Annotated in this window: 18 protein-coding genes; 12 read left to right on the top strand and 6 right to left on the bottom strand. The window is 42.2% G+C overall.

Annotation, left to right across the window (positions count from 1 at the left end; translation table 11 throughout):
- The first annotated feature begins 167 nt into the window (after positions 1-167).
- From BM176_RS06300 to BM176_RS06275, 6 genes are all read left to right on the top strand, one after another.
- Positions 168-539, top strand: a complete 372-nt coding sequence (locus BM176_RS06300; protein ID WP_143097732.1) for a hypothetical protein — start codon at positions 168-170, stop codon at positions 537-539.
- 17 nt (positions 540-556) lie between these two features.
- Positions 557-1,099 carry a YceI family protein gene (locus BM176_RS06295; protein WP_090100674.1) on the top strand — a complete coding sequence of 181 codons (543 nt, stop codon included), beginning with the start codon at positions 557-559 and terminating at the stop codon, positions 1,097-1,099.
- 20 nt (positions 1,100-1,119) lie between these two features.
- Positions 1,120-2,043, top strand: coding sequence for a DUF5777 family beta-barrel protein (locus BM176_RS06290; protein WP_090100672.1), 924 nt, complete (start codon positions 1,120-1,122; stop codon positions 2,041-2,043).
- Between the two features lie 99 nt (positions 2,044-2,142).
- A complete protein-coding gene (locus BM176_RS06285) occupies positions 2,143-2,487 on the top strand; it encodes a DUF4157 domain-containing protein (protein WP_255373451.1) in 345 nt (114 codons plus the stop codon).
- Between the two features lie 131 nt (positions 2,488-2,618).
- The gene (gene apaG, locus BM176_RS06280; RefSeq protein WP_090100670.1) at positions 2,619-3,005 is read left to right on the top strand and encodes a Co2+/Mg2+ efflux protein ApaG; all 387 of its coding nucleotides are present in this window, start codon (positions 2,619-2,621) and stop codon (positions 3,003-3,005) included.
- A gap of 95 nt (positions 3,006-3,100) precedes the next feature.
- On the top strand, positions 3,101-4,858 hold the full coding sequence (locus tag BM176_RS06275) for a PQQ-dependent sugar dehydrogenase (RefSeq protein ID WP_090100668.1): 1,758 nt from the start codon (positions 3,101-3,103) through the stop codon (positions 4,856-4,858).
- A 74-nt stretch (positions 4,859-4,932) separates the two neighbouring features.
- Here the strand turns inward: BM176_RS06275 and BM176_RS06270 are convergent, their stop codons facing one another.
- From BM176_RS06270 to BM176_RS06255, 4 genes are all read right to left on the bottom strand, one after another.
- Entirely contained in the window at positions 4,933-5,244 is a 312-nt protein-coding gene (locus BM176_RS06270) for a hypothetical protein (protein WP_090100666.1), read from the bottom strand.
- Positions 5,245-5,246: 2 nt separating this feature from the next.
- Positions 5,247-5,630 carry a hypothetical protein gene (locus BM176_RS06265; RefSeq protein ID WP_090100664.1) on the bottom strand — a complete coding sequence of 128 codons (384 nt, stop codon included), beginning with the start codon at positions 5,628-5,630 and terminating at the stop codon, positions 5,247-5,249.
- A gap of 153 nt (positions 5,631-5,783) precedes the next feature.
- Positions 5,784-6,131: a hypothetical protein gene (locus tag BM176_RS06260; protein WP_143097731.1), complete on the bottom strand. Its 348-nt coding sequence runs from the start codon at positions 6,129-6,131 to the stop codon at positions 5,784-5,786.
- A gap of 34 nt (positions 6,132-6,165) precedes the next feature.
- On the bottom strand, positions 6,166-7,212 hold the full coding sequence (locus BM176_RS06255; protein ID WP_143097730.1) for a gliding motility lipoprotein GldB: 1,047 nt from the start codon (positions 7,210-7,212) through the stop codon (positions 6,166-6,168).
- Positions 7,213-7,279: 67 nt separating this feature from the next.
- On the opposite strand from BM176_RS06255, the gene BM176_RS06250 reads away from it, so the two are divergent.
- From BM176_RS06250 to BM176_RS06225, 6 genes are all read left to right on the top strand, one after another.
- Complete coding sequence (locus BM176_RS06250) at positions 7,280-7,960, top strand: porin family protein (RefSeq protein WP_090100658.1); 681 nt, start codon at positions 7,280-7,282, stop codon at positions 7,958-7,960.
- A 12-nt stretch (positions 7,961-7,972) separates the two neighbouring features.
- Positions 7,973-9,637 carry an NAD+ synthase gene (locus BM176_RS06245; RefSeq protein WP_090100656.1) on the top strand — a complete coding sequence of 555 codons (1,665 nt, stop codon included), beginning with the start codon at positions 7,973-7,975 and terminating at the stop codon, positions 9,635-9,637.
- A 189-nt stretch (positions 9,638-9,826) separates the two neighbouring features.
- Complete coding sequence (serS, locus tag BM176_RS06240; RefSeq protein ID WP_090100654.1) at positions 9,827-11,098, top strand: serine--tRNA ligase; 1,272 nt, start codon at positions 9,827-9,829, stop codon at positions 11,096-11,098.
- A 197-nt stretch (positions 11,099-11,295) separates the two neighbouring features.
- The gene (locus BM176_RS06235; RefSeq protein ID WP_090100652.1) at positions 11,296-11,841 is read left to right on the top strand and encodes a GNAT family N-acetyltransferase; all 546 of its coding nucleotides are present in this window, start codon (positions 11,296-11,298) and stop codon (positions 11,839-11,841) included.
- Positions 11,841-12,923, top strand: coding sequence for a ThiF family adenylyltransferase (locus BM176_RS06230; RefSeq protein ID WP_255373450.1), 1,083 nt, complete (start codon positions 11,841-11,843; stop codon positions 12,921-12,923). Before BM176_RS06235 ends, BM176_RS06230 begins: the two co-directional genes overlap by 1 nt.
- Position 12,924: 1 nt before the next feature.
- Positions 12,925-13,665, top strand: a complete 741-nt coding sequence (locus tag BM176_RS06225) for a sulfite exporter TauE/SafE family protein (protein WP_090100648.1) — start codon at positions 12,925-12,927, stop codon at positions 13,663-13,665.
- On the opposite strand, the gene BM176_RS06220 is transcribed toward BM176_RS06225, so the two are convergent.
- Together BM176_RS06220 and BM176_RS06215 are read right to left on the bottom strand one after the other, a co-directional pair.
- Complete coding sequence (locus BM176_RS06220) at positions 13,624-14,772, bottom strand: PepSY-associated TM helix domain-containing protein (protein ID WP_090101698.1); 1,149 nt, start codon at positions 14,770-14,772, stop codon at positions 13,624-13,626. The genes BM176_RS06225 and BM176_RS06220 overlap by 42 nt on opposite strands.
- Before the next feature lie 2 nt (positions 14,773-14,774).
- On the bottom strand, positions 14,775-17,237 hold the full coding sequence (locus tag BM176_RS06215; protein WP_090100647.1) for a TonB-dependent receptor: 2,463 nt from the start codon (positions 17,235-17,237) through the stop codon (positions 14,775-14,777).
- Positions 17,238-17,385: the final 148 nt, after the last annotated feature.

Here is a 17,385-nt window from a genome sequence, read left to right as displayed (position 1 = left end):
AAGTATCAAATTCCGGGAGTTGAGCAAGAGTTCATAACATAGAATACCGAAAATCAAAATATTATTTTTTTACATTATAATTTATTTTTGCAGAGAACGTTCTAAACAGAATAGCCATATTTTCAACCCAACGGGCCATAAAACCCGTGCCCAACTCAAAAAAACCTATGAGAGCAAATTTGTTACCCGTATTGCTATTAGCTTTAGCATATGGATGCACTGCCGAACAAGCCCCGGCTCCTGATCCAGGAATCCCTGTCACTGCCTGTGACACAGCTGTTATCACTTCCTCCTATGTTCTCACTTCCATAGCAGGAAATTGCACAAGCAGAGGTTGCCATAAAGGTACCGGTGCCACTGCTTCATCCGATTTTACTACCTATGCGAAGTTGAAAACGTATCTCACCAGCAATGAAGCGATTTTCCGCTCGCGCGTAATCAGTGCGGACGCAGATATGCCGCCCAGCAGATTCCCCGACCTGAGTGTGGGAATGCGTGATTCTATTGCCTGCTGGATCTCTCACGGGATGCCCGAATAACCATTAAACCCAACAACATGAAACATTTAGTTACATTATTCGCCGGGCTTTTACTGACTATCTCGTGTTTTGCCCAGGAGATCTTTTCCTGCCGTAATACTACATTGTCCTTCTTCTCGGCCACTCCTATGGAGGATATTGATGCGGTTACCAGCAAAGGGGTTTCTGCCATCAATCTGAAAACGGGAGCTGTTTATTTTAAAGTAGCGGTGAACACTTTTAAGTTCAAAAAGCAACTGATGGAAGAACACTTCAATGAAAACTACCTGGAAAGCGATAAGTACCCTCACGCAGAATTCAAGGGAAAGATCATTGATATTATAGATCTGCATAAGGATGGTACATATAACGTAACGGTAGAAGGTACATTGTCAATGCATGGTGTGGACAAAGTATACCGCGAAAAGGCGACTGTGACAGTGCAGGACGGAAAGCCTGCCGCCACTACTAAATTCAATGTACGCCTGGCAGATCATCATATCAAGATTCCTACCCTGGTAGTAAAAAACATTGCCGAAGTAGTGGAAGTAACCGTAAAAGCCACTTATTCTCCTTCCTGAATTCATCAACTATAACTACTATGAAATATATATACCTGTTATTAGTGGGCAGTTGCCTGGGCGTAAATGCTTATGCGCAGGACGATCTGTCAAAAATGTTTGCGAACGATTCTGTCAAAACACATGAACCGGTTATCGCTACCTATAAGTCCACCCGCATTATCCAGGGGCATTCTCCTGAAACATTAAAGAAGCGTGAACTTGATTTCCGGGTGGCGCATCATTTCGGAGATCTGGGCGGAGAGTCCGGCGGCGGTAAAACATTCTTTGGAATGGACAACTCTACCGATGTTCGCATCGCTTTTGAATACGGTGTTACAGACCGCCTGATGGTGGGAGTGGGCCGTACAAAAGGCTCTGGTAGCCTTACCCAGATGTATGAAGGATTGGCAAAATACCGCCTGCTGGTGCAAACAACAGATAACCATATGCCTGTTTCTGTTACACTGTTTGGTAATGTGGTAGGGACAGCTATGAAATCAAGCAGAACAAAATCAGATGCCAGTCATTTCGAAAAGCGGTCAGATCGTATGAGTTATACCACTCAGGTGATCCTGGCACGTAAATTTAACCGGAATCTGTCATTAACGCTGTTACCAACGCTGGTACATCGCAATAGAGTAGTATATATGGATGAGAATGACATCTTTGCCCTTGGTGCTGGCGGAAGATTCAAATTCTCTAAAAGATTGGGACTGCTGGTGGAATACTTCTATCCTTTCCGCAGCCAGGAAAGCAAAGATTACTTTGCAACCCAGGGGAAGAAGTTTTATAATCCCCTGGCGGTAGGATTGGAAATTGAAACCGGTGGGCACGTTTTTCACGTCAATTTTACCAACTCCACAGCTATCCTGGAAAACCAGTTCATTCCGGAAACCACTACCACCTGGCAGCAGGGGCAGTTCCGCTGGGGTTTTAATATCTCCCGCAGGTTTTCGCTCTAATATTGATACATAAACTTCTGATTGCGAATGATTATTGAGGAAAACCGGTACAAATTATGATACTATTATCCTGATGGTCATTCGCAATTATTATTTTTGATGTACAATATAAAAACATTGACAGCGGTTAAATGTCATATAAAAGAACGGTCTGTCCTGGCCCGTATTGCAGCCCGCCGGATGAAAAGCGAGCGGATTGCTATGGTAATAGGAAAAACCATTTACCTGCATGGGGTAAACCGGGAAGAGTTTCTGCAGGATATAAGTTGGGTAAGACATGAGGTATGTCATGTAGTGCAATACAGGGAGTTAGGACTGATTCCCTTTCTCTGGCATTACCTCTGGGAGTGTAAAAGAGTAGGATATTATCAGAATCGTTTTGAGATAGCAGCACGCGCAGCAGAAAGGGATCCCGCTATTCTTCGGACGGTTTCAATTATTTAGTTATTTGATTATCAGCTAATTATAATTGTGACTTTACCACTTCTAAATAAAAAGTTAAAGTCTGGCATAACATATAAATTTTACTACTACTGCATTTATTTTGCTTATTTTTACGAAAACGGAGGTGTTCTATGGTAAAGAAAGTAACAGACGGAATCACCATCAGTGTGGAAACATTTTATCAACCGGATTATTCTAATCCGATTGGCAGTGAATTCATGTTCGCCTACCGTATCACCATTGAAAATAATAACATCTTCCCCATCAAATTACTTCGTCGCCACTGGTATATCATTGATTCAAACGGTACACATCGTGAAGTGGAAGGAGAGGGCGTAGTAGGTGTACAACCACTGCTGGCACCTACCGAAAGCTATCAGTATGTCTCGGGTTCCAATCTGCGAACTGAAATCGGAAAAATGTATGGTACTTACCAGATGGAAAATCAACTAAATAAAAAGCAATTCGAAGTAAAGATTCCTGAATTCCAGATGATAGTCCCTTTTAAGCTAAATTGATTTATTTCCTCTGAATAAATACAGACAACTCCCCTGTTGTCAAAAGCGAGTGTGTGTAGATTGAGAACCCAATTTTCATTTTAATCCTGAATTTCATGTTAAGGCTTTTTCTCTCCTGCCTGTTGGCTGTTGCAGTAATTTCATGTAAAGATCAGAAACAGTATTCCTTACCAGCATCAGATCCTGATAATGGAGGACTGGTCCTGCCCGGAAATTTTGAAGCTGTTGTTGTCGCTGAAGGTGTTGGTCGCGCAAGGCATCTCGTCGTAAATGACAACGGAGATATCTATGTGAAGCTTACCTACAATGACGCCATGGACGGGCGCGGAGGAACTGTAGCACTTCGTGATAAAGACAATGATGGCAAGGCGGATGTAATCTCTTACTTTGGAGATTACAGAGATGAAGGAGGGCAACCCGCCGGTATCTCTATCTATAACGGATACCTGTATACGACTACCGTCAAATATGTACTCAGGAATAAATTAACACCTGGTCAGTTAGTACCGGAAAGTAAAACAGAAACCATTCTTACGGACGAGGATACAGCCCTTTTCCGGCATTGGCATTCTGCCAAACCAATCGCTTTCGATAACAAAGGAAACATGTATGTCCCATTCGGCGGACCTACCGATGCCGCACAAGATATTAATACTGCCGGTCCCGCTGGAATGCCAGGTGGTAAAGGACTGGACCCTGCGCCTGATCTTGAATGGCATGCCGGCGTCTGGAAGTTTGATGCCAACAAAACAGGGCAAACGCAAAAGGATGGTACTAAATATTCTACCGGCATCCGCAGTGTATTAGGGATTGCATGGAACCCGATGGATAATACATTATACATTGCCATGAACGGCATGGATAATTTTCATACAAGATATCCTAACCTTTATACTGCCTGGCAGGCAGCTGTATTACCTTCTGAGCCATTACTTAAAGTTACCGAAAACTCAGATTTTGGCTGGCCATACGCTTACTGGGATCATATGCAGAACAAAAACATTTTGCAACCGGGATATGGTGGTGATGGAAAAATTGTAGGCAGAGCAAGTAAATTCGATAAGCCCGTCATGGGTTTCCCCGGTCACTGGGCACCGATGGATCTGTTGTTCTATCAGGGTAATCAATTTCCTGAACGCTATAAGAAAGGCGCTTTCATTGCGTTTCATGGTTCTACAGATCGTTCGCCATATCCGCAGGCAGGTTATATCGTTTGTTTTGTTCCATTTGAAAATGGTGCGCCTACAGGGAAATGGGAAGTATTTGCAGATGGTTTTACTGGCATCGATACCGTAGTAAATACCAGCGACGCAAAGTACCGTCCTATGGGACTGGCTACGGGACCAGATGGTTCTTTATATATTTCTGAGTCTAATGAAGGAAAGATCTGGCGGGTGATGTACAAAGGAGATAAAGCGAAATTCGGAGAAGCGCAGTTGGCACCTATGGAAGCGAGGAAATCCCGGACGTATATCAAAACACCGGATGAGATAAAGGATAATCTGGGCAAAGGAGGTGAAATGGCCGGACTGATAATGTTTAATTCCTATTGCAGTAGTTGTCACCAGAGAGATGGGAAAGGAGATAACAACCGTTATCCGCCGTTAGTAGGTTCTGAGTGGGTAGCTGGAGATAAGGAGCGATTGATGAATGTTATACTGAATGGTTTAAATGGAGAGATTACGGTGAACGGTAAAAAGTTTAACGGGCAAATGCCGGCACATGGTAGTTTCCTGGATGATTATGCAGTGGCGTCTATTGTTACTTATGTGAAAAGAAGATTTAATAAGGAGAGTAAGTTTATATTGACTTCGGAGGAGGTAGGGAAGATGAGAAGTAAAACGAAAAAATAGACCCTATTCACCAAAAAAGGCCTTTTTTGGTGAATAGGCTAAAATCAATTCTCGCCTTTTGTCATATTGGTCAATTAGTTTTGCTTGATTTCTTGTTGTTCAACGTATGCACCTTCTTTCCAATCTCTATTTTCTTCAAGCCAACCAAGAAGTGCGCCCATAAATGAAAATCTAAATGCAAGGGCAGTCGCTTGTTCAAAACAAATCTGACCGGGCTGTAATTCCCTTAAAAAAATACTTCTTTTGTATATTGCCTGTGGTCCATCGACGACAAATGTAGTAGTAGTACCAAATTTGATAATTCCGTCTTTAACCAGTTTGCCGCTTTTTATAACGTGTTCCTCGATAAAATTAATATCGACGGACGGGTAATAAGTATCAGACATAATTATGCTATCTCTAAATGTTTATTTATATAATTTTCGCCAGTTTCAAAAAGTCTTTCGAGTAAAGCATCTGTATCTGAAACATTATAGCCCAACAGAGGCTCACCATTTTCGCCATTAACAGCTATCCAACCCAATGCTTGTAATTCTTTTTCAATTCCTTGACCAAATTTATCGGCTACAATACAAAAAGACGCAATTGCTTCTTCGATAGCTTTATCAGCATCATTTTCATCTTTAGCAATCGTACTTATACCAAGTAATGGGAGTTTTACAAGCAAATTGCCATGATCGGACAATTTATTCCATATCGGCATCATAACAGAGACAGAAGAGAGCTTTTCTCCGTTTCTGGTAATTTTAATATTTGCTTCTAGTGTATTCATTATTATACTTTTAACTTAATGAAGTTAAGGGAATTTACTTATAATTAAAAGAAAATGACATTTTCCGGGAGTACCAATATAACTGGTCAGAGTGGGTATGTGGTCTTCGGGTCTTATCAATTGGTAATTACCTAAATTCAAACTGATACACTATTATAACCTGCCCTCAAGACTTAAATGGAGGATAATCTCCCCCGAGACCAATATTGCAGCAAGCGCAAGAAAGATCCATAAAGACTGCTTTACATATTTTTGTCTTTTATTCAATACACCTTTGACCAGCCTCACAGTTAAAATACCTGCTATAAAAGCAACCAGTAAATTATAAATGGAAAAAGAGAGTGCACTAACATGGTAATAGTTATAGAGATTACCATAGAAGTTATTCAGCTTTAGAAGAGTAGAAATAAATGTCCACCCGTAGATATAAAACAATACAAAGCTGACAGGTATAATTATTAAGGATAATGATTTCTGAAACGGCTTTAATGCTGGTTTCATTGTTTGCATATAATGGTTGGTTGTATTTGTCAGCTTACTTCGGTCTGTATTTCGACTGTGAAAAAATCTGCATGGCATCTTTATTATCCATCAGCTTTTGTAACGTAACTTCTTTGTGTTGTTTCATATACTCCTGTACAATCCTCCATCCTACAAAAGATCCTATTCTTCCGGGAGAACCTTCAGGCATTCCCTGTGTAGACGGGCCATCATTCATAAAATGCATATTACTCTGCCAGTCAGATTTATACAGCAGGTTTTGCTGTATAAAGAATTGCCAGATCATCTGCTCACTTTCCATGCACCATTCCAGCTGATCTTTAGTATATCCTAACCGGATGCTATCAGGAACATCCGGGAGTACCTGCTCTAAGAAGTATTGATGCTTGCCGGCATTTACAAGTTGGGCAATCAGTTTGTCGCTGGGATCGGCTCCGGGATACATCTGTTGAGACAGTACCTGGATGCAGTTAGTAGTAATATATTCTTTTGAGAACTTACGGATCATGTAACCTGGGTAGTCCGGTAACATAGCGTAAACCGGGAAATCTTTGCCAAGGTACATATCCAGCCCAACACCCAGTACGGAATCAATTGTAATAGCGCCATAGTTGCTGATCACGGAACTGAATGCTACTACCTTCGGTGCCCTGAAGGAGGGGAAATAATATTTTATATAGCGGAAACTCTGTGCAAGATCTTTCTCCAGTTCGTCCAGCTTTGGAAAATGTGCATTGATGGTATCCTGCAATAACCGGAAGTCACTATTGCCTACCAGCATACGGGTTTGCATTTGTACCAGCTTACTGCTATCTGCATAAGGCCCGAAATTCATGATATGCTCTATGTAAGCCGGCAGAAATGTGGGATAAGCTGCATCCAACTGCTGCAATGATGCCTGAATATGATTGGTATCCAGCTTATAAAGGTCGTGATCAAATCGTTGAATATGCACCTCCATCGCAATATGACTCACATTTGGCACGTTTTTATGCTTACAGGCACTGAAACAGAATAGGAATAGAATCAGGATCAGCAGTTTGGAATTGCTGCCAGATAATTTATTAATGTAATTTTGCATACTTAACATATAACTACTTATAGGTAAAAATATTATATACATTGTATTAAAAAAAAGATAAATTATTATGAGGAAAGGAATCTTGATAATTATATTGTTAACCATTGTTCTGACAGGTAAAGCACAACAGAATATTTTACAGGAAAACAGGGTACGCCTGGGATTTACGTTAACCCCAGCCATTGTTACACTGAAACCTCAGGAATCCGGTGTAACCCGCAATGCTGGCCGCGCTGGTATCAGCTTTGGGGTCATGGCAGATTTCCTGCTGGACGAAACCGGTCGTTATGCCATTGCCTCAGGTTTGCAGGTAACCACCGCTGGCAGTAAGCTTAAATATGATGCAGGCAAAGGGCTGGACGACTATAAAGCAAATCCGGCAGAGTACAACCTGAAGCTCACTTATGTGGAAATTCCAGTAGCATTAAAACTCAAAACAGATGTTAGCGATGGAATCGGCTTCTGGGGACAGTTCGGTACTTACCTTGATTTCCCCGTTCGTGGTCGTGCTGATATTGTAAGCCTTACCAATACTTATGATAAAGTGAATGTATTACGTGATATCACTCCTATAAATATGGGATTGCTGATAGGTGCCGGAATCGAATATCCGTTAGGTGATAAACTGAGTGCTGTAGTGGGTTTGAACTATCAGAACGGCTTTATCGATGTAACCCGTAATGCTAAATGGAATGATGGCAAAGTAAATATGAATAGCTTTGCACTGAAACTAGGTCTCTTTTTTTAAATAAAATGATTGATGAAGATTATACTGGCACAGCAGAACTACCATGTCGGCAATTTTGAATCAAATATACAGAAGATCCTTCAGGGGATTATCGATGCCAAAGCCCAGGGAGCTGATCTTGTGGTATTTTCCGAGTTGTGCGTGTGTGGTTATCCCCCACGTGATTTCCTTGAATTTGAAGATTTTATACAGAAGTCATATGCTGCAATAGATACTATTAAGGCACATACTCATAATATAGCTGTATTGGTAGGCGGACCTGCCCGCAATCCCCAGCCTGAAGGAAAGGAGCTGTTCAATGCTGCCTGGTTCCTGTATGAAGGCGAAGTGAAGCAGGTGATCCATAAAACATTACTTCCTACCTACGATGTATTTGACGAATACCGCTATTTTGAACCGGCCTTTGCCTGGAACGTAATTCCTTTTAAGGGTAAAAAGCTGGCGGTAACGATTTGCGAGGATATCTGGAACCTGGGAGATAATCCCCTATACAGGATCTGCCCTATGGATCAGTTGATAGAGCAGCAGCCGGATGTAATGATCAATCTTTCTGCTTCTCCGTTTGATTATACTGCCGCAGAGCAGCGTAAAGAGATTATCCGGGCTAATGTGCGTAAATACAAAATCCCGATGTTCTATTCCTGTACGGTGGGGTCTCAAACGGAGATAGTGTTTGATGGCGGTTCGCTGATCTTTGACGCACAAGGGAATATTGTGAAAGAAATGCCTTATTTCGAAGAGGCAATGGATGGAGTGGTGCTGGAAGATTTGTTACCAGCCAATGGCGTGGTGGCAGCATCTGACTTTACGCCTGTTACAGAACTATTACCGGAATATAAGATAGAGCGTATTTACCAGGCGCTTGTAATGGGAATAAAGGATTACTTCCAGAAAATGGGCTTTACAAAAGCCATTCTGGGATCGTCCGGTGGAATTGATAGCGCAGTTACACTGGCATTGGCAGTAGAAGCATTGGGCAAGGAAAATGTACGAGCAGTATTGATGCCTTCTCCCTACTCTACAGAACATTCCGTAGATGATGCTGTGGCGTTGTCTAAAAGGTTGAACAATCCTTATGATCTCATCCGCATCAATGATATCTACGAAATGTTCCTGCAAACATTGGATCCGTTTTTTATGGGACTGCCTTTTAATGTGGCGGAAGAAAATACGCAATCGCGCATCCGCGGTAACCTGCTGATGGCATTGTCCAATAAATTCGGTTATATATTGCTGAATACTTCTAATAAGAGTGAACTGTCTACCGGTTATGGTACGCTTTATGGTGATATGGCCGGTGGCTTGTCTGTATTGGGAGATGTGTATAAGATGCAGGTGTATTCACTGGCAAGATATATCAACAGGAATGGTGAGATCATCCCCCAGAATATCATTGATAAGGCGCCCTCTGCGGAATTGCGTCCTGATCAGAAAGATAGTGACAGCCTGCCTGATTATGCTATACTGGACAAACTGCTTTATCAGTATATAGAGCGTCGGCAGGGGCCGCGTGAAATCATTGCCCAGGGTTTTGATGCTGCATTAGTTGCCCGCACCCTGAAAATGGTGAACAATAATGAATACAAACGTAATCAGTTCTGCCCTATCATAAGGGTATCTTCAAAAGCCTTTGGGGTTGGAAGAAGAGTACCGATAGTAGGAAAATATTTAAGTTAGAGATCTTATGGAGTTTTATCAAAAGCACCATTGGGGCTTTTGATAAAACTCCGTTAATAAGTAGATGCTGACTGAAAAAGGGGATCCTTTCCCGGTAGATGACCAGCCCACCCCGAAAGCCTTCTGTTTGTAGGTGCGGAGCTCAATCCCTTTAGTTATATTTGCCAAAATTTAATCAATAGTTATACAATGTTACAAGTTCCGTTCATTCGTCAAAATAAGGCCCTGGTGCTGGAACGGCTCGCTTTGAAAAATTTCAAAGAGCTGGATCTGGTAGAAGAAATCCTGGTGCTGGACGACAAGCGCAAGAAGCTGACCCTAGAATATGATGAGACACAAGCCAAAATTAATTCAGCCTCCAAAGAGATTGGTAAGCTGATGGCGCAAGGTCAGAAAGAAGAAGCGGAAGCCCGTAAATCGGAAGTAGCATCACTGAAAGAAAAATTGCAACCTGCCAATGAGGAACTCATTGCTACAGAAAAAGCCCTGCATGATGTATTGATCAAGTTGCCTAACCTGCCTGCTGCTGCTGTGCCTCCGGGTAAAACACCTGAAGAGAATGTAGAGATCCGCAAAGGTGGTCAGGTACCGGTATTACATGCCGGAGCAGTACCGCATTGGGATCTTGCTAAAAAATATGACCTCATCGATTTTGAACTGGGTAATAAGATCACCGGAAGCGGTTTTCCCGTGTATAAAAACAAGGGTGCCCGCCTGCAACGTGCGATGATCCAGTATTTCCTGGACTTTAATATTAACAACGGATATACAGAATATCAGCCCCCTCATATGGTGAATGCTGCCTCTGCTTATGGCACTGGCCAGTTACCGGATAAGGAAGGACAGATGTATTTCGTGGGAGAGGATGAATTGTATCTGATTCCTACGGCTGAAGTTCCACTGACGAACCTCTTCAGGGATGAGATCCTGAAAGACACAGACCTGCCTGTGAAAATGACGGGTTATACGCCTTGTTTCCGCAGGGAAGCGGGTTCTTATGGTAAAGATGTTCGTGGTCTGAACCGCCTTCATCAGTTTGATAAAGTAGAACTGGTGCAGATTGTACACCCGGATAAATCTTATGATGTGCTGGAAGAAATGACTGCACATGTAGAGGCACTGGTGCAATCATTACAACTGCCTTACCGGATCTTAAAATTGTGTGGTGGAGATATGGGCTTTGGCTCTGCACTCACCTACGATTTTGAAGTATACAGCACTGCACAACAGAGATGGCTGGAAGTAAGTTCAGTATCAAATGTGGAAACATTCCAGGCTAACCGTGCAAAGATCCGTTTTAAAGATGGCACTGGTAAAGCACAACTGGTGCATACACTGAATGGTAGTTCCCTGGCATTGCCCCGTATTCTGGCATGTATCCTGGAAAATAATCAGGCAGAAGATGGTATTCACATTCCGGCTGTATTGCAATCATATTTTGGCAGCGGAAAGATCTCCTGATAACTTCTTATAATTTTAAGCGGACTCCGTTAGAAGAACCTTGTTCAGGGAACTTCTAACGGAGTTTGTTTTTACTTATGATTCCCTTTTTGGTAATTTGGGAGGCTTCCTGAATATCGCTGTGCCAGGTGAAGATTGTTCAAAGTAGTGCAGAATGAGATGGGATGGCAAAATGCAGGAATGATTAACTTTACCCTATGCAGCACTTCTTACCTAATGGCCAAAGCCTGGAGATCCGCAATGCAAAACCGGAAGATGCAACAGCTATGCTCTCCTACTTCCGTCAGCTGACAAAAGAAACCGGGTTTCTGTTATTTACTCTCCGGGAGGCTGCTGAGTTATCTGTAGAAAGTGAAAAGGATTATATCCTCTCCTTTCTGGATGATAAAAAAGATCTGCTTCTTGTGGCAATGGCCGAAGGAAAACTGGTAGGTTCCATCACCATCAAGCAACCGGGACTGTGGAAACAGGCACATCTTGGTCAGTTAGGTATTGGAATCCTGCATTCCTACTGGAATATGGGCATTGGCCGGCGACTGATAACTGCGGGTATCCGTTGGGCTGAACAACATAAAGACATGGAAATCATTCATCTTAGCGTATTCTCCAATAACGAAAGGGCTATTCAGTTATACCGTAACTTCGGTTTCGCTGAATATGGACGGATGCCACAGGGAGTGCGCCACCAGGATGGTTCCTATGGCGATACAATATTGATGTCTAAAAGGATAAAGAATCTATAATGCAACGATACGACAGACAATTAAAACTGGAGGGCTTCGGCCCGGAGAAACAACAGCTTTTGCATAATGCGGCAGTATTGGTAATTGGCGCCGGTGGATTGGGCGTACCAGTATTACAATACCTCACCGCAATGGGGGTAGGTACATTGGGTATTGTGGAGCATGATAATATCTCACTTACCAACCTGCAACGACAGGTGTTATATAATACGGAAGATGAGGGGAAACCCAAATTGCAGATGGCAATTAAGCGATTGCAACAGCTGAATCCGGAAGTTACATTCATTTCTCATGATGAATGGCTGCTGCCTGACAACGCATTATCTATCATCACTCCTTATGATGTGGTAGTAGATTGCTCGGATAATTTTGGTACCCGTTACCTAGTGAATGATGCCTGCGTAATGCTGAAAAAGCCTTTTGTGTATGGGGCTATTCACAAGTATGAAGGACAAGTGAGCGTGTTTAATTATAAAGGTAGTGCTACTTATCGCTGCCTGTTCCCCGAACAGCCAGAAGCCGGTGCCATGCTTAATTGTAGTGACATTGGTGTGCTGGGTATTTTACCTGGGATCATTGGTAGTTACCAGGCAAATGAAACTGTGAAGATCATTTGTGGAATCGGGGAGCCATTACAAAATCAATTGCTGACAATAGATACGCTGTATAATACGCATCATATTTTTCAGGTAAAACCTATAGCTGGTAATCATACTATAACAAGTTTGCAATCTGATTATGAGCAGCCCTGTGATACAGGTGGTGTGAAAAGTCTTTCAGTAAAACAGTTGCAGCAATGGCTGGAAGAAGATCGTTCTTTACAACTGATAGATGTGCGTGAAGCAGATGAGTGGGAGATCTGTCATTTACCACAAGCAATGCATATCCCTATGCGAATGGTGGAACAGATAATTCCAAAGTTAAAGAAGGATGTTCCGCTGGTATTACTTTGTCATCATGGAATGCGTAGCCGCATGGTGGCGCAGCAATTATATACCGCAGGTTTTCCGTTCGTTTTTAATGTAGAAGGAGGCATCCATGCCTGGGCGAATGAAATTGATGTTGAAATGAATATGTATTAATATGTCCGTAGAACTTTGTCTCTTATTTTTCACCATCGCATTATTATATGCCTCTGCCGGATTTGGAGGCGGTTCCAGTTACCTTGCGTTGATGGCATTGTGGAGTGTTGATTTTCATCTGATGAAATCGACTGCACTGATCTGTAATATTGTGGTTGTGGCCGGAGGGGTATATCACTTTTATCGTGCAGGACACCTGCCTATGAAAAAGGCCTGGCAGATTAGTTTAGCGAGCGTGCCGATGGCATTTCTCGGAGGATATCTGCCGCTGAGCCAGCGTACATTTTTCCTGCTGCTGGGTATTGCGCTGACAGTAGCTGCGCTGTTTATGTGTTATCGTCTTTTTATAGAGAAAACATATGAGATTGCTGAAGATAAAAAGGGGAATTATAAGTATGGTATTATTGGTGCTTTTATTGGCTTGTTATCCGGTATGACAGGTATCGGTGGCGGTATTTATCTATCTCCTATTTTGCGCCTGGGCCGCTATGATACTGCTAAGAATATTGCAGGACTCTGCAGCTTTTTTATTCTCGTAAATTCAATTGGCGGCCTGTTAGGACAAGCCGCCAAAAAACAATTTGTATTTGATCTTCATTTTACCACGCCGCTGTTACTGGCTGTAATTGCAGGCGGACAGATAGGCGCCCGCCTGAGTGCTGCTGTGCTTAAACCTCGAATGGTAGAAGCAGCTACTGCTTTACTGATATTGTACGCGGGTGTTCGCATGCTTTTTCAGTGATACCGGTTCCTTTTTCTTCTTCCTTCCAAGCCATATCATAAACCCGGTAATGGGCAGTGATGCACCCACGAGTGCACTGATCAGTGCCAGTATTTTAGTCGGCCATCCGTAGAGACTTCCTGTGTGAATAGGGTAGACTAATCTTCTTGCTTTTGTTCCTGCACTCTCCTTTGCATATGGGCGTTCCTGAACCAGTTTACCTGTACCTGCCTGGAAATAAAGGAAGTCGCTCACATTGCCGATAGAGGCTGTTGTATTTAATTTGGCAACGGCAACAGCAATACTATCATTCTCTCCGAAACGAATAGTAACAGTACCGGGATAAGTCAGCTTTTCGTTGGTAGTTGTTAATATTTTATCCAGATATGCAATACTGTTATCTTTCACTGGCTCGCTTTTAGGCGGCTTCATTTTGACGTTTTTTAATGAACCGTCAAATGCATAAAAAAGGAGATTGTTTACCCATTTATAACTCCATACCAGACCGGTGAGGGAAATGCTCAGTAATACAATATTTATATAGAATCCTGAAACTGCATGCAGATCCCAGTTCAGGCGTTTAAAAGAAGCATTCCATTTAATACGGAAACGTTGTTTGCGGTTGTTTCTTTTAGGCCACCAGAGAATCAGGCCGGTAATGATAAGGATAGTGAAAATGCTGCATGAAATGCCCGTGATTATTTTTCCTGTTTCTCCTATGCAGAGATAACGATGCAGGCGAAGTACTACTGAAAAGAAACGGTCCTTTTCATTTACTGCTTTTATGATCTGTCCTGTGTAGGGATTTACTGCCATTGCAATGACCTTCCCGTTTTTTGCATTCTTACCTTTTAATACGGTAAAGATAACGGTGCGGTTAGCTTCCGGCTCTGTAATAATTGAATTCAGTCTATAATCAGGATAGCGGTTTTTTACATCAGCAGCCAGTATTGCTACCGGAATTTTTTCTGCCTGTGCGGGCACCTGCACGTAATATAGAGAAGGCTGAAACAGGTGTTCCAGCTCATCTTCAAACACGAGCAGACTTCCGGTCAGTGCTACTACCAGCACTACCAATCCTGAGCCAATGCCCAACCACAGATGTAACCAACCAATAATCTTTTTCATCATCAAAAAGTATAAGAAATAGTAGCCTGCCAGCTTCTTGGTGCGCCAGGAAACAGACGAATATAATCATATCCACCCACCCAATATGTTTTATTGGTAAGGTTATTGAAATTCAATTGAAGCTGTACTTTATTCACTTTATAAAAGAGTGCGCCGTTAAAAATAGCATATCCCGGAATTACCTGGGTGGCATTATTGGAAACGTTTCTTGAGTCTACAAAGTTACCACCTGCTCCAATGCCTAATCCTTTAGCTGGTCCTGCCGGAATAATGTATTTTGTCCAGAGGTTACCCTGATGTTTCGGGGCATTCGGCTTCTGTTTTCCTACATATATCTGGTTCTTCGAATCTGCCTCCGTAATCGTTGCATCATTATAGGCATAGTTTAAGGTAATATTCCAGTTACTGGTGATTTGTCCTGTTACATCCAGTTCAACACCTCTTGCTCTTTCCTCTCCTATCTGGATCATTAACTCAGGTTGCTCCGGAGCACTGGCAGTATACAAAGTACCTTTCTGTCTGATCTGGTATACTGAAAGATTGGCCGTTAACTGACTATTGAACCATTCCGTTTTTAAACCACCTTCAATCAGGTTACTTTCTATAGGGCTGAAAGGTCCGCCAGACAATGGATTTGCTTGTGTCGCAGCATCCTGCGGATTATATCCCTGTGTATAAATACCATAAACATTGATGTTTGGAGTAAGGCTATATACGAGACCTATACGTGGTAATACTTTATGCTGACTCACAACCTCCTGGCTGTCTGTTTTGTAATTGGCTTTATCTTTATAAGTATCAAAACGGAGTCCCAGTAATACCTGCAGGTTACCCAGTTTAATCTGATCCTGCACATATACGCCATACAGGCTGCTGAAAGTAGGGACAGTAGCACTGTTGGCTGCATTACCAAATACGTACTTGCTTACATCTTCCAGTTGGTTATTTTTCCGGGTAAGATCAAATGAAGAAACATTTGGTTTGGGAAGTGTTAATACTTTTCCGTCGGGTGTAGTGTATTGGTAAGTCTGGTAATCTGCGCTTTTTTTAGGGTTATATGCTTTTGATGCACCTGTTTTCAACAGGTAATTATTTGCTGTTTGCTGTGCAGATCCCGGAGGCAGGGTAGCCTGCGTATAATCAAATCCTGCCATCAGTTTATGCTCTATCTTACCGGTATGGGCATCATAGGTCAAATAAGCAGAAGCATTATCACTGTACTGTTTTGACTTACGGATAAATGCCTGTCTGGCTACAAGATTCGGTACTATCACACTATCCATATCTACTGCATAACCATTCGCACTACGGTGCTCCAGTAAATCCTGGCTGTAGCCTGTACGGAGATAAGCTAAATTAAATGCCAACCTGCTGTTAAACTGATGATTCAAAGATGCCATTACGGTATAGGTCTCTTCATTCAGGTAATCATTGGATGCACTAAGCGCCAGTGAAGTAGGAGTAGAATAGAGATCGTTGCCGATAACGGACTGACCACGATCCAGGCGGCTGTTAGACTTGTTATATACCGCATCAAAGTTGATCCTTGTTTTTTCTGTAGGTAAAAAAGATACAGAAGGTGCTATCACAAGGTTCTTATCAAATTGCAGATCACGAAACGATTCTGCATTTTCATAACCAAGGTTCAGGCGGTAAAGGATTGTTTTCTCATCATTTAATGGTCCGGTAAAATCGGCCAGTGCGCGGTTATTATTAAAACTTCCCATTGTAAAACTCAGGGATTTGCGAGCCTCTTCCAATGGTTTCTTTGTAACACGGTTGATAGCGCCACCAGGAGATGCATTGCCAAACAGCGCTGAAGCAGGTCCTTTGATCACTTCCACTCTTTCAAGGTAATTGACCATTGGTTGTTTCCAGAAACCGGTAAAGGTGCGCATGCCATTCATCAGCTGTGTGGTACTTCCTCCGTTAATACGGAAACCACGGATGGTAAGATCATCGTAAAAAGTGAACTGGTTTACACCACTCAGGTTTTTCACTACATCTCCCATTCTTACTGCTCCCTGATCCTGCATTACTTCTTTGGTAACATAAGAAATGGATTGTGGTACATCTTTCAATGCAGTAGCTGTTTTACTACCGATGAAAGAGTTTGTGTTTTTATATCCTGATTCCTTTCTTCCGGTGATCTCTACTGTTTGCAGTTGCTCAGAAGAAGGTAATAATGTTATCTCGTGCGTAGATCCGCTGTTTACTGTTTTACGGAAACTCTCAAAACCGGTACTTGTAAACTGAAGTGTGTATTTACCTGCGGGGAGGTCATTAAAGCTGAATACACCCTGTTCATCGGTAAGGGTGACTTTTGAGTTATTGATAATCTTAACCGTTACTTTTTCCAGCGGTTTATTATTGATATCTTTTACCTGCCCGGTAATATTGGTCTGGGCATAGGAGATGATAGAAAATAAGATGCATATTGAAACAACACTGACAATTCTGAGCATAGGTCCCTTCTAATTTAGCACAAAGGAACTGCTGGAAATTGAAGAGCTTTACTCAAATCGGGAGAAATAATGATCGAAAGCGGAAAAATTATGTGGGTTAATAATTAAAGGTGATTTTTAGTATACATGCTGATGGCCTATCCTGGGG

This window comes from Chitinophaga sp. CF118 (genome assembly GCF_900112615.1).
Lineage (GTDB): Bacteria > Bacteroidota > Bacteroidia > Chitinophagales > Chitinophagaceae > Chitinophaga.
Note: the sequence above shows the minus strand (reverse complement) of the source record. Positions and strands in the feature narration are given on the sequence as shown.

Excerpts from the sequence above, each read along its gene's own strand:
- BM176_RS06290 (WP_090100672.1), top strand. The coding sequence starts at position 1,120 with ATGAAATATATATACCTGTTATTAGTGGGCAGTTGCCTGGGCGTAAAT.
- BM176_RS06215 (WP_090100647.1), bottom strand. The coding sequence starts at position 17,237 with ATGCTCAGAATTGTCAGTGTTGTTTCAATATGCATCTTATTTTCTATC.
- serS (WP_090100654.1), top strand. The coding sequence starts at position 9,827 with ATGTTACAAGTTCCGTTCATTCGTCAAAATAAGGCCCTGGTGCTGGAA.
- BM176_RS06260 (WP_143097731.1), bottom strand. The coding sequence starts at position 6,131 with ATGAAACCAGCATTAAAGCCGTTTCAGAAATCATTATCCTTAATAATT.
- BM176_RS06220 (WP_090101698.1), bottom strand. The coding sequence starts at position 14,772 with ATGAAAAAGATTATTGGTTGGTTACATCTGTGGTTGGGCATTGGCTCA.
- BM176_RS06285 (WP_255373451.1), top strand. The coding sequence starts at position 2,143 with ATGTACAATATAAAAACATTGACAGCGGTTAAATGTCATATAAAAGAA.
- BM176_RS06255 (WP_143097730.1), bottom strand. The coding sequence starts at position 7,212 with ATGCAAAATTACATTAATAAATTATCTGGCAGCAATTCCAAACTGCTG.
- BM176_RS06270 (WP_090100666.1), bottom strand. The coding sequence starts at position 5,244 with ATGTCTGATACTTATTACCCGTCCGTCGATATTAATTTTATCGAGGAA.
- BM176_RS06235 (WP_090100652.1), top strand. The coding sequence starts at position 11,296 with ATGCAGCACTTCTTACCTAATGGCCAAAGCCTGGAGATCCGCAATGCA.
- BM176_RS06275 (WP_090100668.1), top strand. The coding sequence starts at position 3,101 with ATGTTAAGGCTTTTTCTCTCCTGCCTGTTGGCTGTTGCAGTAATTTCA.
- BM176_RS06300 (WP_143097732.1), top strand. The coding sequence starts at position 168 with ATGAGAGCAAATTTGTTACCCGTATTGCTATTAGCTTTAGCATATGGA.
- apaG (WP_090100670.1), top strand. The coding sequence starts at position 2,619 with ATGGTAAAGAAAGTAACAGACGGAATCACCATCAGTGTGGAAACATTT.
- BM176_RS06295 (WP_090100674.1), top strand. The coding sequence starts at position 557 with ATGAAACATTTAGTTACATTATTCGCCGGGCTTTTACTGACTATCTCG.
- BM176_RS06245 (WP_090100656.1), top strand. The coding sequence starts at position 7,973 with ATGAAGATTATACTGGCACAGCAGAACTACCATGTCGGCAATTTTGAA.
- BM176_RS06250 (WP_090100658.1), top strand. The coding sequence starts at position 7,280 with ATGAGGAAAGGAATCTTGATAATTATATTGTTAACCATTGTTCTGACA.
- BM176_RS06225 (WP_090100648.1), top strand. The coding sequence starts at position 12,925 with ATGTCCGTAGAACTTTGTCTCTTATTTTTCACCATCGCATTATTATAT.
- BM176_RS06230 (WP_255373450.1), top strand. The coding sequence starts at position 11,841 with ATGCAACGATACGACAGACAATTAAAACTGGAGGGCTTCGGCCCGGAG.
- BM176_RS06265 (WP_090100664.1), bottom strand. The coding sequence starts at position 5,630 with ATGAATACACTAGAAGCAAATATTAAAATTACCAGAAACGGAGAAAAG.